The organism is Pseudoalteromonas luteoviolacea (assembly GCF_001696455.1).
In the GTDB taxonomy this organism is placed as follows: Bacteria; Pseudomonadota; Gammaproteobacteria; order Enterobacterales; family Alteromonadaceae; genus Pseudoalteromonas; species Pseudoalteromonas luteoviolacea_C.
This window is the reverse complement of sequence record NZ_MAUJ01000006.1, coordinates 179044-195285: the sequence shown is the minus strand read 5'-3', so window position 1 is coordinate 195285 and position 16242 is coordinate 179044. Positions and strand designations below refer to the sequence as shown.

The 16242-nt window shown below is 43.2% G+C and carries 5 protein-coding genes and 1 other RNA gene; 5 read left to right on the top strand and 1 reads right to left on the bottom strand.

Features of this window, described 5'->3' with window-relative positions:
• Positions 1-55 precede the first annotated feature (55 nt).
• The 5 genes from rsmI to A7985_RS17500 all read left to right on the top strand — a co-directional run bounded on the left by rsmI (position 56) and on the right by A7985_RS17500 (position 12742).
• Positions 56-916: a 16S rRNA (cytidine(1402)-2'-O)-methyltransferase gene (gene rsmI / locus A7985_RS17520; RefSeq protein WP_065791709.1), complete on the top strand. Its 861-nt coding sequence runs from the start codon at positions 56-58 to the stop codon at positions 914-916.
• A 46-nt stretch (positions 917-962) separates the two neighbouring features.
• Positions 963-1323, top strand: an RNA gene (gene rnpB, locus A7985_RS17515) — RNase P RNA component class A.
• A gap of 323 nt (positions 1324-1646) precedes the next feature.
• Entirely contained in the window at positions 1647-2924 is a 1278-nt protein-coding gene (locus tag A7985_RS17510) for a hypothetical protein (protein ID WP_065791708.1), read from the top strand.
• A 481-nt stretch (positions 2925-3405) separates the two neighbouring features.
• Positions 3406-10575, top strand: a complete 7170-nt coding sequence (locus tag A7985_RS17505) for a LamG-like jellyroll fold domain-containing protein (RefSeq protein ID WP_065791707.1) — start codon at positions 3406-3408, stop codon at positions 10573-10575.
• A 484-nt stretch (positions 10576-11059) separates the two neighbouring features.
• Positions 11060-12742, top strand: coding sequence for an alkaline phosphatase (locus A7985_RS17500; RefSeq protein WP_065791706.1), 1683 nt, complete (start codon positions 11060-11062; stop codon positions 12740-12742).
• Between the two features lie 59 nt (positions 12743-12801).
• Here A7985_RS17500 and A7985_RS17495 read toward each other — a convergent pair whose 3' ends face one another.
• Positions 12802-15807, bottom strand: coding sequence for a bifunctional diguanylate cyclase/phosphodiesterase (locus tag A7985_RS17495; RefSeq protein ID WP_065791705.1), 3006 nt, complete (start codon positions 15805-15807; stop codon positions 12802-12804).
• Positions 15808-16242 lie beyond the last annotated feature (435 nt).

Below are 16242 nucleotides of genomic sequence, written 5' to 3'. Positions count from 1 at the left end.
CCTTCACTCATCACTTTGTATGTGAATATCTTACTGACTGATCTTGGAGACCTCAATGACAAAAGCCGAAACCACTAATAAAATTGGCACCCTTTATATCGTGGCCACGCCCATCGGTAATTTAGAAGACATCAGTGAACGGGCGCTGAAGACATTAGCTGAGGTCGATTTAATTGCCGCAGAAGATACTCGCCATACAGGTAAATTACTTAGTCACTTTAATATTAAAGCAAAAACCTTTGCGCTGCATGATCATAATGAAAAACAAAAAGCGCAGCAGGTCTTAGATTGGTTGAATGAAGGCAAAGATATCGCCTTGGTTTCAGATGCGGGCACACCGCTTATCAGTGATCCAGGCTATGCCGTGGTGAACATTTGCCGAGAATTTGGTGCGCAAGTGACACCGGTTCCGGGGGCATGTGCTGCAATTTCTGCGGTGAGCTGCTCAGGATTACCAACCGATAAGTTTCAATTTATTGGCTTTACGCCAGCAAAAAGCCAAGCTAGACAACAGTTTTTCAAAGAGGCGTTTGAGTCTGGGATCACCAGCATTATGTATGAAAGTACGCACCGCATTATGGCGAGTCTGGATGATCTTGCCAGCGCGTTAGGAGAACAGCAGCAAGTGGTGTTTGCCAAAGAGCTCACTAAGACATATGAAACGTTTTTTAGCGGTGAAGTGTCTGAGCTAATTGCTTTTCTAACCGATGAGCCAGAAAGGCAGCGTGGTGAGTTGGTACTTATGTTGCCTGGAAAGGGCAAGGAAACTGCGGCAATCACGCCTGAAGCACAAAAATTAATTTCGCTTTTGGAAGCTGAAATGCCGCTTAAAAAGGCATGTGGTGTGGCTGCTGAGTACTTTGGTCTGAAAAAGAACGCATTGTACAAAGCGATTATTGCACAAAGAGAAGAATAGCAAAAAATCCGCTGTGCTTTAGGCTAGAAACAGGTATAATGCGCCGCGAGTTGGCCGGATAATCGCTGCTTGTGACGAAAATGATCAAGGGGAGGAAAGTCCGGGCTCCACAGGGCAGGGTGCCAGCTAACGGCTGGGGGGTGTAAGCCCACGACAAGTGCAGCAGAGAGAAGACCGCCAACCTCGGTTGGTAAGGGTGAAAGGGTGCGGTAAGAGCGCACCGGACCACTGGTAACAGTTGGTTGCAAGGTAAACTCCACCCGGAGCAAGACCAAATAGGGTTCCTTATGGTGTGGCCCACATCGGAACCGGGTAGGTTGCTTGAGCCTAAGAGCGATTTTAGGCCTAGACGAATGATTATCACCTCGCAAGAGGGACAGAACCCGGCTTATAGGCCAACTCAGAAATTTTAGTAACCGCTTGATCTTTCAAGCGGTTTTCTAAAACCCCTACATTTCAGAACCGTGGTCGACCAAAGGTACACGGTTGCACTCAAATTAAATTTCAGATTCTAAAAATTCAATAAAATCAGATTTTTTCAGTTGTCTTATAGACCAACTCACACCTTCCTTTTTAACTATCTAAACGAACGATTGTTTGACTAGGAATGCGGCTTACAAACCGACTCTCACTTTTCCAAGAGCTATCAATTTTCAGTGTTTCCCCCGAGCCATAATGGTTTTTCCAAAATAGAATACCTGCACTTATTACAACAAATTTTTGGACAATTATGGCTAACGTTAACAAGAAATGGTTTCTCGCAGAAGTGGAGTACCAGCTTAAAAGTAACTCAAACAAATATTACTCTGTTTTAAAGATGTTACTGGAAAATGCAGCAGGAAATACCGCAGAAAAATTGAATGAAACCATGTCGTTGCTGATGACACGGCGCGACATCAGTCCAGTATGTAACCATCTGTGGGAAAACATCCATAGTTACGGTGTAGGGCTTAACAGGCTATTTGCAAATGACAATAGGTTTGATGAGATTCCGACTTCAGAAGAAATGGTTAAAATTCACCATCACTGCATAGCAAAAGCAACTCAGGCTACACTTCAGCACTTCTTTGAAGAGAAGTGCCAAGTTGGATTAAACCTTGTACAATCCGTGAACAACGTTCCTGCGAGATACACCCATAGTTATGTGTGTGCTTGCATAAACGTCTATGAACTGTTAAATGAAACGCTAAGAGATTGTTTTATTCCGGCAAGAATATCATGGGGTACAAGCACCACTGATAAGCTAATTCTTCGTATTGCTAAACATTACGTACTCCCTCCACAAGCTGCTACACAAGAAGTGCAAGAGAGGCGCGATGAACTCAACCGGAACATGAGATATTTTTCAAATCAAGGGTATTACAACGCATCTGGTGAATATATAACTAAGACAGTTAACAATATTCATGCGTTGGGTGACTGGTACGAAAATAAATCCAGAGATGGTGAAATGGTTGGCTCAAGTGAAGAGTTTCCAAACCTGTACATTATGCCCAGAAATGACAAATGGGGGGCAGATACACTGGTTGGTTATCACGGTTTCCCACTGAGAGATGGTTTTTATATGTACGTGGTTTTACCCTCGAAGAAAATACTTTATATGCCTGCTGCTGAATATATTGGAGAAGGAGGGGCAGCGAAGCCGTTCTTTCAATATGTTCCCCACTCTCAGTTAGCGAATCATGGAGAAGTGCTTGCTGCGGGCAATTTTCAAATTAAAGAATGCAGGCTTTCATGGATAGACGGAGGAAGTGGCCATTACAGAGTGGCATCGGATGTTAACAGATCTAATGTATTAGATATCCTTTCTATAATAGGCTACGAATTTGGCGAACAGATTTATCAGGAGCAGTGGAATCAGGGGGAGGCTGGGTTATATTACCGTTTAAATAAAGTGCTTAAGCGCTTTGAAGGCGTTCGGCCATCAAAAACACCTGAAATAGATGATATGTCGAAATTGAACTCTAAACTGCTTACAGCTGTGAATTACCTTAACTCTTTTCAATAAAACAGCAACCACAACAATAATCAAAGCCAGTTCTCGATTTAAAATTTGCTAAGTAACTATCCTGCTGTGCGACTGTTGCGCAGTTAGGATCCGTTTTTAAATTTTTTGAACATGAAAATCAGTCACCCCACACCACCAAAGAAAGCGGCTACTAGCCTTCATCCTGCAGATGTTTCGCGCTATGACAGACAGTAGCACGCAATCCCAATTTTAAAGTGACACTTATTCAATCAATAGACGACAAGCGTTAATCGTAGCTCGTGCACAAACCGTGTCATGTTTAATCAGCGCTTAAACACTTTGGTATACCACACCATCATTAGGACAACACAGCAGTTGCGTTTCTATCACGTTTATTGTTTTTATAATTTAAATAATGATGTTTCAAGCATGTTTTAATTCGTTCCATTTTTTTGCACATTTGCATGTCATAAACCCTAAGTTGAACTGTATCTGTCAATTAATAGGGGGTATTAATATTATGATGCGGACTAAACTGTGCTTAGCCTTGCTGACTTTGGGGGCAAGTGTCCCCAATAGTGCTGAAGCTGCTATGGCACCATTAACAATCCATGTTGATGAAAATACCAAAACAAACACCACCATTGGTCGGGTGAGTTTTGTTGATGGCGTATCCGATAAAACGGTGCGTTTAGAAGTCGGTAAAACAGACATAAAAAATTGGGTAACCAATGGTGAAGCATTTGAGCCCATCTCATTTGCCTCAAGTTTTACGCAAGCGCCGATTGTTTTCGGTCAGATCCAATCCAATAGTGACTACGCAGTAGAGTATGAAGTCAGTACTTACTCTTATTCTGGCCTAACGAGCAAAAACAATAATAGACTGTTGATGCGTCACCGCTTAGATAACGTGAGTGCACAGGGGTTTGAGGCCGTACTGGAGTCTGAGCTCGATAAAAAAGGCACCAGTGTTATTCAAAGCTTTACCAATACTGGTGAGGGCGAAACGCTTGGCTGGATAGCATTTGCTGAGCCCATCTCAGCGCTTTGGAATGACAAGCCATTTGAAGTTTCAAGCACAGGCTCTGCGGTGACACATCAGGTTCATGGCCATGCGTTTAGTGCGCCAATTACAGAAGCCCCAACGATTTTAACCTCCTTAGCATCCTACAATGGCACATCTCAAAGTGGTGTGGCGATTGATGAAGTCTCAGCAAACCGTGTAAAAGTGCACATTGATAATATTGACGATGACGCCCATGCGGCTGAAAACGTTAACGTGTTTGCACTGCAAGGTTCAGGCTTATTATTTACAGAAAGCTTGGCAATTGTAGGTGAAACGGGCGTCATCAAAGTCGCTGATTCAGGTAGTGATTCGCCATTTTCAATCACTTTTTCGAAATCTTATAACAACCCAGTTGTCTTCGTTCAAGCGGTGGGAATAGACAAAGACATTGTTGATGCGGCGGTACGCTTAAACTTCGTTGCGCCAATGATGCTACAAGGGTATTTGCATGGCGATAATGAAAGTGTGGTACCAAACCGCTTTGGTGAGTTTGAACTGCATTATCAAATCTTTGAGGCGGGTCGTTGGGATATACCACTGGAACATTATAGCTATGAAATCGTCTCTGGTAACGATGCGGGTGTGTTCTCAATTGATGCAATCAAAGGTGACATTAAAGTTGCTGACCAAACACAATTAGATTTTGAGCTGGGCAATAATCAGTACGTATTAACGGTTCGTGTGAAAGATGGGGCAGGCAATACGTATGATTCGACAGTCACGATTAATGTAAACGACATTAATGACTCTCTGAACAACAATGCGCAATCCATTGATGGTCTAGCAGCGGATGACTGGGCTGGTTGGTCAGTAGCCCCTGCTGGTGACGTAAACGGTGACGGCTTTGACGATATTATTGTAGGCTCTCCTCAAGCAGATGTTTATAGAAATGATGGCACCTTTATGTACGAAGATAATGGTGCAGCTTACGTTCTTTTCAGTGATGCAACGGGCACATTTCCATCACTAACGGAAGTGATCGGTGGTACTCGTGGTTTTGGGATCATGGGAGCTGAGTCTGGCGATAACGCAGGTTTTGCGGTGGCAGGCGGCGTTGATATCAATGGTGACGGATTGTCAGACGTTGTGGTGGGTGCGCCTTATGCAGGTACTAACGGTAAGCATTCAGGTTCAACCTACGTTGTATTTGGTAAAACAGACACCAACTATGTGCCACTGTCTGATTTAAACGAGGGAGGCAGTGACGACGGCTTTGCTATTCATGGCGCTTACACTGAAGACTACGCAGGTGGGACGCTAGTTGTCGGCGATGTGAATGGTGATGGCCTCGGTGACATTGTTATCGGTGAAACAGTTACGCGTTTTTTAGCAGGAACGGGGGCATTTGAATTAAGAGACTTGCTAGAAGATGGCACGGCAGATCCTAACTTAGCCTATGTTGTTTACGGTAAGAAAGACAACAACGTGGTTCAGTTAGCCAATGTTGCGACAGACTACAACACGCAAGGTTTTGCGATTACTCGCCCAAGCAGAAGGCTATTCAGCGGGTGGCACTATGGTGCACAAGTATTACCAACCGGTGATTTTAACAGTGACGGTTTAACTGACTTTATCGTGAGCCATGGTTTATATGTTGATACGTCTGGCACCAGTTATGTTGCATATGGCCGTATCGGTGGCGAATCGATTAAGTACAACAGCATCAAATCGAGTGGAAATGGCATTAAAATCATCCCGGAAGCCAGCGGCAACTACGGTTTTAATTTTGGTCGTGCAAGCTTAAATACACTGCCTTCATTTACCACATCCCATGTTGGTGACGTGAATGCTGATGGTGTTGACGATATTGCGTTATTGCTGACCGATACAGGGTGTTGCTCTGCCATTGACCATCCCCGCGCGTATATCTTATTCGGTGGAGTAAACGTTGCCGATGAAATTAACTTAGCGGATATTGCACAAGGCAACGGTGGCTTTGTTATTCACAATGATGCATCCAATATTGATCACAGTGATTTACAGGTTATTTTGGGCTCTATCGGTGGTGCAGGTGACCTAAATGGTGATGGTTTTGACGACATCATTGTTGGCGATCCGTTTGCAGAAGATAACAAAGGCCGTGTATATGCAGTATACGGACGTGCAGGTACAAACCCTGTTTATCTAAGCGAAATTATTGAGACAAAACAAGGTTTTTATTCTGAAGGTAACGGTGGCGAGCAGTTAGGTCAGTTCATCGCCAGCGCGGGTGACATCAATGGCGATGGCATCAAAGATATTCAATTTGGTACGCCTTCTGCTGATAAAAACAATTTAAGCAACACCGGTGCAGTATATGTATTAAACGGCGATGGTAATTTAGTGACACTTTGGGGCACTGTGGGTGATGATACAATCACAGGTGCAGCAACGGCAGATAATATCGCAACGGGAACCGGTGATGATGTTATTCGCACCAATGGAGGGGCTGATGCGGTGTATGCAGGCCCTGGCGAAGATACCATTTTTATCTCTGACAATACCTTCACGCGTATCGACGGGGGCGGCAATACAGATACATTGGTTTTTGATGGCGCAGGCATTAACCTCAATCTCGCAGCGCAAGCATCTCGCGTGCGTAACGTTGAGGTGTTTGACATTCGAGGCTCAGGTGCAAATTCAATCACACTGAATAAAAGTGTCAGCAGCAACTCAAACTTGCGCATTTTAGGTGATGATGATGACTATATTGGTGCGGCGAACAACCAGTGGGTTGATTCAGGCACAACGCAAGTTATCGACAATATCACCTATAAAGTGTTTACAGCAGGCGCTGCGACCATGTTAGTGCAAGACGGTGTGAGTATTGCCGTTAACAATGCGCCCACCATTGAAGCGCAATCTTTCACTGTGAGTGAAGCTTCTGCAAGTGGTACTGAGATTGGCACTATTTTGGCCGACCCGAATGATGTCGGCGACTTTGTTACTTTTCAAATTCTAAGTGGCAACACAGATGGTGACCTAGTGCTAGATGCACAAACCGGTGTGTTAAGCATCAGCCCTGACATTTCTCGTTTAGACTTCGAAAACACCGCTAGCTATAACTTAGAAGTCATTGTTTATGACCAATACAACACAACGGATGTGGCGAACATTACCGTTGATGTATTAGACATGGAAGCCATGACCATAAGCTTTTCCGGTGACGCAAGTGGTGAGGGCAGTTATTGGGGTAACAATACCGTGCTTGAACTGCTTGGTATGAGTTCACCTGATTGGGCATCAACTGAAACTAAAATGACTTGGACGCTGCCTGATGAAGATACGGGCGCGGCGACCTGGCCTGCATTTAGAGTACAGTCAGGCGGTAAAATTCACTATGTGGGTGGTCTTGATGTCTTTGGTGGTTGGGTTGAAGCGGATATCCCATTAGCCATGGACTTAAAATACCCAGATGAAATTCAAGTAGGTCAACCGGTTAACTTAACCACGCAATTTAAAGTGGACCCTCACTCGAACTTCATGGCGTCTTCCCCAGGCGTACAAATCTCAGCGGAGTTAATTGTTGAAGACTTCTTCATGAGCTTTGAGTCGGAAGTATTCCCAAACCTGAATGACACAACCAAAATTGACTATGGTTCATATGAGAAAAGTGTCGGTTCAGAGTCATCAGGCATTTATGGTGACAACTGTGCCAATGCTTTAAATCGTGCCGATTGTTACAAGTTGGACGAGGGTGTGGAAGTTTACGATTTAACGCGTGAACTGACAGATGACGAAATTGCTACCCTCATTGCAGAACACCATTATGAGTTATCGCTGGCAACGACAATTGCGCATGCAAAACAAGTTAGTTCAAACCTAACGTACGACACCAGTATGGTTGACGGCGACTACCTTGTAGATGTTGTTTATGCTCATCTAGGTGCAACCGATGGATTTGAGATTATCAGCACAGATCACTCAGATCCATTGGCATCGATCACCTCTTTTGTTCGAGCTGAAACGACAGACGAAGAGATTGCGCTATATATCAAAAATCTAACTCGCGATACGTTAGCAGCTGATGTCGCAAATAGCGCCAGAAAAGCCATTGAGAAAACCATTAATTTAGAGGTAGATAAGCTACGTTTTCTTGCTGGTCATGATTTAATTGATTGGGTGTCTGAAGAAGTATATTGGGGTTCAAATTGGACCAAATGGCATGCTAAAGCGGGCATGGAGGCGGTTGAAGGTACTTCTGAGCAGTGTATTGAAGACTTTTATGCACCAGTGGGTGAAGATTTATACCGTAGTTATAAGTTCAGCACCTTAGATACTTTTGTGAGTATCACATTAGATTTATTCCAAGACTTTGAGTTGAATGTTGAGCCTTCAGCAATTTTAGTGTTAGAAGATGGCACAGAAATTTATTTTGACCCAGAAGACGACATTGTATTCACGCCAGAACTTGCGCATGACGTTAATAACGATGGCATGATTGACGCGACATTAACAGTGGATGTTCAGTCTAAGTTTGTGAACAACAGTAAGATGAAAGCGTCGTATAAAATGCCGTTTAAGTTCTTAGAGTTCTCATATAACGTGCAAGAAGCCGTGTGTACTGACGCCCGAGCTTACTTCATGGGTAAGCAAGGCATTCAGTACGAAAAAGGCTCATATGGTCCGTTAATGGATAGTGAGTGGGTGTTTGAGTTCTCTGACACAGATTTTGGTGGTGAAACGGAAATCACACTGGCTCAAAATTCGTATACAACGCACCTATCGTTTGATCTGTGTAATACTAACGGCGTGTGTGGCGAGCCGGTATTGTCGTACAAAAATAATGCGCCAGTGGCATCTGATGTCACAGTCACGGGTGACTTTATTGGTAAGTCTACAGTATTCGGGACTTATTCTTATTCGGATCCAGATGGAGATATCGAAGAAGCGACGCGTTTCCAATGGTATCGTTCTGCAACTGGCAATGAGACTGACGCACAAGTTATTGAGGGTGAGCTTTACCAATCATATACCTTGTCATTAGACGATATTGATAACTATGTGGCATTTTGTGTGACACCTGACGATGGCACAGATCTTGGGAGCCCTGCATGTTCTGAATGGACTTATGTAGAAAGCCCATTCCACAAAGACTTGTCTATCATCAATGGCTTCGGTCAATCAGTTGTCTTTGATGGCACGGATCAGAGCATGGTTCAAACTCTGAATTCAGGCTTCAATCCGAATAGCTCTTACACAATTGAAGCCTGGGTGAAAGTGAATGCATTGAACCCCGATGACAATTCCAACTTAATTACCTTTACCGAAAGCGATAATAAGTCAAAAGCAGCAATTAGAATATTCTCTGATGGTCGCTTACGTATTAAAGCAACGAACACCACATTTAAATCGACAGAAACAGTGACCGTTGGTCAGTGGCAGCACTATGCTATCAGTTACGATCAGCCGACACAGCAGTTATCTGTGTATTTAGATGGTGAATTGATCATATCTGAAGTTGACGCTGCTGACTCAAGTAATGTGTATTTTGTATGGGGTTCAGGCAATGATGGTGTAAGCAAGAAGCTAAATGGTCAAATTGATGAGATCCGTATTTGGAACCAAGCGCTATCGCAACAGACGATTGCGGCGCATCGTGCATTAAGTGCTTCGTTAACTGATTCAAGACTCGTGTCTTATTACAATTTCGATACGGTGGTTGATGCTCAGGTAGCCGATCTGGTGGGTCAAAGTACGATGACGTTAGTTAACGAGCCAACGTTAGAAAAATACGACTCGTACTTAACACTTGATGGCAATGGAGATTATATCGAGATTGCTGATGCCAGCGACGGTTCGATAGACTTTGCTGGTGACAACTTTACAGCCTCAGCTTGGATTTATTTAGAGCCAGGATCCAATGGTACAAACCGCAATATTTTCGCGAAAAAAATCTCAGCGAACGCAGGTTACAAAGGCTGGAGCTTAAGCATTAACAGCTCAAATAATTTGCAGTATCACCATGATGCTGTCAACGATGGTAAAAAGACCTACTCAGGAGGCACGTTTAAGACGGGTCGTTGGTATCACGTTGCGGTAGTAGCTAACTGGGAAGGTGGCAAGATTAGGTTGTATGTGAATGGTAGCGAAGTTGGTGGAAATGGCAGTGGCTTAGGTAATAAACGTAACTTGAGCAACCATAAACCACTTCGTATAGGAGCATATAGCCATACAAATACGACCTCAAACACCTTTAAAGGTCACATTGACGATGTCGCTATATGGACGCGCGCTTTGTCTGAAGATGAGCTCAATGTATGTAAAGATGACATGGTGTTGGGCTGTGAACAAGACCTATTACTCTATTATGACTTCGAGCAGGAAGCCCATAAAAACAAAGCAGTTGATAGATACAACGGCACTATTTTTGGTGCGGCCGAAGTCAATCAAGGTCTGGACGTTAAATTTACCACGACTGAGTCAGTCTCGTTTGTAGGCAGGTTACCAGGGGGGACAGGTGTCACGTTTGGAGTCGCTGATGCACCTGCTTATGGTGAAGTGGTCATCAATGAATATTCAGGTGAATTTACCTATATTCCAAATGGCAGTGCAAACGGCGCCAACGACTCGTTTAGCTATGTCGTTTACGATAACAACGAGGGGTATAGTCTTAAGCAGGTTGTGACCATTGAGTTTGAATAAGCTTAATAACCGATAAAAGTCTAAAGCCGCGATATCAAAAAAGTGTCGCGGCTTTTTTGTCAGATAAACCACTTAAGATAGGCAACTGATTACTTTTATGAATTTAGCAATGGGTTGATCTTTCGAGCGATTCGCTAAGATGCTTATCAAAATCTCATTTAATTGCGAATTCGCAACATTACATAAACTTTGGTCAGTATGTTGAATATAAGTTTGGCCTAGCGTGCATTTGAATCATGCTTACCAGATAGTAAGGCCCTTGTTGGATCAACCACGTTAAACTTTAAAGTGTGTACGCTCCAGAGACGTGCTGAAGAGGGCTGTACGAATCAAAAACGTCAAAATCCAATCAAATAATTTCTTTTAATACAATAATGTAAGAATAAAAATGTAATCCCAGTGACATGTTCCTGAAATAAAAAAGTCACTTTGTATACGTACACTTGCGCCTGCTCACAATTGATTACGTTTTAGGAACATTCGAATGAAGATGAAATTTGTTGCACTCGCTGTGTCTGCGGCTTTACTTACCGGTTGTAATGATGACACTCAAACTGTTGAGGTTATTAAGGAAGTTGAAGTTACTAAAGAAGTTGAAGTGGTAAAGGAAGTCGTTAAAGAGGTACCACCTACACCAGTTACTTCGGTTAAAAATGTCATTTTAATGATTGGTGATGGCATGGGCCCTCAGCAAGTCGGTTTACTTGAGGAGTACGCTCAACGCGCGCCTAATTCAGTATACAAAAATAAAAATAACCAAACCGCGCTTTCTAAGTTTGCCAATGCAGGTCACTTGGGTTTATCACTGAATGCCCCACATGGACCAACCGGCAGCCTAGTTACAGACTCTGCTTGTTCGGCAACACAGCTAGCGACAGGCATTTCAGCAGGTTCTGAGATGATCGGCTTAGATACTCAGGGCAATAAAGTTGCGACTATCTTAGAAAAAGCGAAAGCGATGGGTAAAGCGACTGGTTTAGTTTCGGACACACGTATCACCCATGCGACACCTGCTGCATTTGCTTCACACCAACCTCACCGTTCTTATGAAGACAAAATCGCGGCTGAACTTATTTCTTCTGGCAATGTAGACGTGATGCTTTCGGGTGGTGCGCGTGTATTTTTACCTCAAGACGTTGCATCAAATGAAGAAACTCAAAAGCAGCTTGCCGAGCTAGGGATGCCAAGTGGTGTTTATAAGAAGTCTAAGCGTAGTGACAACGAGAACTTGGTTGTTCAAGCAAAAGATCAACACGGCTATGCATTGGCATTTGATAAAACCCAATTGATGGATGTGGACGGCGATAAGTTACTGGGTTTATTTGCAAACTCGGGAATGGATGATGGTATTGCATACAGAAAGTGTCAGCAGGACAACAGCTGTACACAGCCTTCATTAAAAGAGATGACAGTCAAAGCGCTTGAGGTGTTATCTAAAGATGAAGACGGCTTCTTCTTGATGATCGAAGGGGGTCAAATTGACTGGGCAGGCCACGCGAATGACGCAGGCTGGATGCTAAATGAATTACTTAAATTTGATGAAGCAGTTGAAGCTGTACATGAATGGGTTAAAGACCGCAACGATACGTTAGTTGTTGTAACCGCTGACCACGAGACGGGTAGCTTTGGTTTTAGTTATTCAAATCACAATACGCCAGAGGCGGTTGCATTACCAGGTGATGGCATGGGCGATGCTCTGTACAAACCAAAATTCAACTTTGGTGCATTAAGTCTACTCGATACGCTTTACAATCAGGAAGGCACATTCTACGACATCATGGGTGATGTAGATGGCAGTTACAACTTTGCAAATAGCAGTGCAGAGCAGTGGCAAACGGCCATTACTAAGCATACGCCATATACAGTAACGCTTGAGCAAGCCGCAACGATTCACGAATCTCATGAAACAAATGACGATGGTCATCCGTTGCCGCATTTTGAAGATTTTTCTGATTTCTATGTATACGGTACGGAGGATTTTACAGGTAAGATTGCACGCGTTGTTGCGACACAGCAAAATGTGGTTTGGGGCACAGGTACCCACACGGCTGCGCCAGTGCCTGTATATGCATTTGGACCAGAGGGCATCACAAAGCAATTCTCAACATTGCAGCATCACGTCGATATCGCGAATAAAATGATGGCGGCTCTGGGTGTTAACGAATAAATAAGAAGCTGTTCAATCCAAACAGACAAAGCCATTCTTCGGAATGGCTTTTTTACTTTTTAATATTGCGTGTCTTGAGTTGTTAAAAAGGTGATGAAACTGTCCATCGGTAGTGGCTTGCTGTAAAAATAACCTTGTCCAAAATCACATCCAGCTTGTTTGAGCAGCTCATGCTGCGTGGCCGTTTCAATCCCCTCGGCGATGACTTTGAGCCCCAATTGATGAGCCATTAAAATCATTGTTTCGCACAGAACCAAGTCGTCTTGATTATGCTCTATGCCGTCGACAAAGCGTTTATCGATCTTAATAAACTCGGTATCCATCTGCTTGAGATAAGCCAGTGACGAATAGCCTGTGCCAAAGTCATCTAGCGCAATCGAAAAGCCTTGTTGAATGAGCTTAGTTAAGCGTTTTTGACTACGCCCTTCACCTTGCATCATCAAGCCTTCCGTGATTTCTAAAACCAGCATATCCGGTGTTAATTGGTGTTTGGCCAGTTGGCTTTGCCAAGCAAGTAGTGTGGTGTGTTTGGCACTAAATTGCACCGGAGACACATTGATACTTAATTGCAGCTTTGTGCTCAAGTGCTGAGTTTGTTTCAATACGTCCACAGCTTGTGTGAAAGCAAACTCTCCCAATTGATGGATGAGTTGAGTTTCTTCAGCCAAAGGAATAAAGTTTGCGGGGCTGATCATGCCTTTGGTTGGATGTCGCCATCGTATTAAGGCCTCAGCTTTGGTAACTGCACGGTTTTGCATTGAAACGATTGGTTGAAAGTGCATGACAAATTGGTTGGCGCACAGTGCCTGTCGCATGTCTTTTAGCAGAATAATCCGCTGTTCTGCTTGTTCTCGTAGCTCAGAACTAAACAATGCAAACCCATTCCTACCCAGTTGCTTAGCCTTATACATGGCTTGATCAGCTGCCTTTAGAAGCTGTTCGGTATTTTCACCATCTTGAGGCGCTAAAGCAATACCGATACTGGCTGCGATATGACAAGTTTCGTCGGCTACATCAAACGGTGCTTTAATCTCAGCCAATATTTGCTCTGCGAGCGCAGTCGCTTGAGACTGATCTGTGCAGTTATCATATACAAGCACAAACTCATCTCCCCCGATCCGAGTTAGGCGAGCAACCGATTCGGTGGCTTTTTTAAGTCGTTGTGCAATCTGTGTTAGCAACAAATCGCCGTAATAATGTCCCAGTGTATCATTAATGTCTTTGAAGTGATCGATATCGAGCAAGAGTACAGCAAAATTATGTTCTGGCAGTCCAAATAAGGTGTTAAGTTGCTTCTTCAAACTGGTTCTATTCGGTAAGTCGGTGAGAGCGTCGAAGTGGCTTTGTCGCCATAATTGCTCATCTTTACGCTTTTTATCTGTAATATCCGCAAAAATACCAACTCGACGATAAGGCTCTCCATGCTCGTCATACACAGTATCAATCGTTAGCCATTCAGTATAAAACTCACCATTTTTGCGTTTATTAATGATTTCCCCTTGCCACTTACCCGAGGAGACCAAAGAGCGCCAAAGTTGTTCATAAAAGCTGGGATCATGTTTTCCCGAACTCAATATAGATGTGGTTTTACCGATTACTTCATGTTGTGCGTAACCGGTAATTTTACTGAAAGCCGGGTTGGTATCTAGAATGTAACCCTGAGCATCGGTGATCACCATACATTCGCTACTATTGTTATACGTTAGTGCAGCTAGATTTAGTGCTTCTTCCTGTTGTTTTTTCTGGCTTATATCACGCATTATTAATATCGCTTCATCAATATTTGCGATCTTATGTATGCGAATTTCATATACTTTATTCTGATTTTTGTCTTTGTGTGCGTACTCAAAAATCGTATTTGGTTTGTCTTGCAGCAATGCCAGTGCTGCTTTTATACGAATATTAATGTGTGTAGGAAAAATATCGCTCAAGGTATTGCGACCTGTGACACCGTGGCCATGTTGATCAAGAATATTCGCATCTTTGTCTAAGCGGAGAAAGTCGTCAGGTAATGCACTTATTAACGTGTTTATCTCCGCATGCTTGCGATTTAACTCATTTTCAGTTGTTAGCCGGATCTCTGCCATGCGTTCGAAATGTGCTGCTAAGTCAGCCAATTCTTTGGGCATATTTTGCTGATCCAATTTTACCGCTTTGCCGTGGGTAAGTGCGCCGATGGCATTGCTGAAATCTTGCAGAGGAAGCAAAAGCGTATGTCGTAGCTGTTGACGACCAAGCCAAATTAGAAAGCACACAGCAAGTAAAAATGCGACTAATATTAGCGAAAATTGGCGATTTACCTCGTGTAGCGCATCATCAAAAGGGAAATCAAAATAGATGTTGAGCTCAGATTTTGATTGTTCTAAAGGCAGGCGTAAATACACATGGTGATGCCCATTGGGGCCTTCTAAGATGGCAACCTTGTCAGACAAATTATTCGGCCAGTCCTCACTGACAGGTCGGCCTAAGAGTTTTTCAGAGTATGGATACTCAGCCACAACTTGTGCAAAATTATCCGCTATCATCACCCTTGTACCTATTGGTAAAGGTAAGTGGGACAGCGATTCGCTCCAATTTGTGAGACGGCGAACAGCAAAAATCACCATCTGGAGGTGGTTGTTTCGATACACTGGTTGCGCAAAATTGAGCGTAGCAGTATGTACACTGCGGTCTTGCTGGTATTCACCAATACTAAAACTCTGTGTTCTAATCGCCTGCAAGAAGTAAGCTCTGTCGGCGATACTGATCGGATCTGATAGCGGATACAAAGAACAAAAAACATGCCCACTTGGCGTCGCCAAGCCAAAATTTGCAAATTCGTGATGAAGCAGTTTGGCGTGTCGCAAAAGCTGCGGACATTCTGAGTTTGGCGCCTGAAGTAATTCGCTGTTATTTGCCAGCTGCTCCAAGAGTTGCTGTGTATCGGCTATCTCCACACGTTGTTGGGTGGCGATTTGATTGGCGTAAAAAATTGCATCCTGCTCTTTGATATGAAGGATGTCTGCTCGCTGTGCAAATAATAACGCTAGTATTAGTGTGAAACCCGGTAAAGACAGTAACAGCATCAACCTAGAAAAGCGTTGTTTTATTGTCGAATAAAGAATAATTAAGTCTCAATTTGTAAATACATGTATATCATAACCGCCCACACTTAAATCACCAAACTTCAGAGCACAGCAATTAAACGGCACTTGATAAATAGTAAGTTTTGCTAAATTTGAGGTAAATTCGATTCTGTATTTTTTGGTCGTTGAATTTAATTTAAACGCAAATTTTTTATTTATTGGTTGTGACTTTTTAAGTCTTCCCATTTTTTCCCACACATTTCAAAAACTTCTTTGAAAGCCTCATTTTTTCTGGATTTATGGATAGGTTACCCCCCTTATCTAGCTTGACAAAAAGGCTTGTCAAGCCCTAGACTTGTCAACTGTGGTAGAATGTGGGTTAAAGTGGATCAAATTGGATCAAAATGTACATTTCTTACTCGTTGAGGTGGTTTA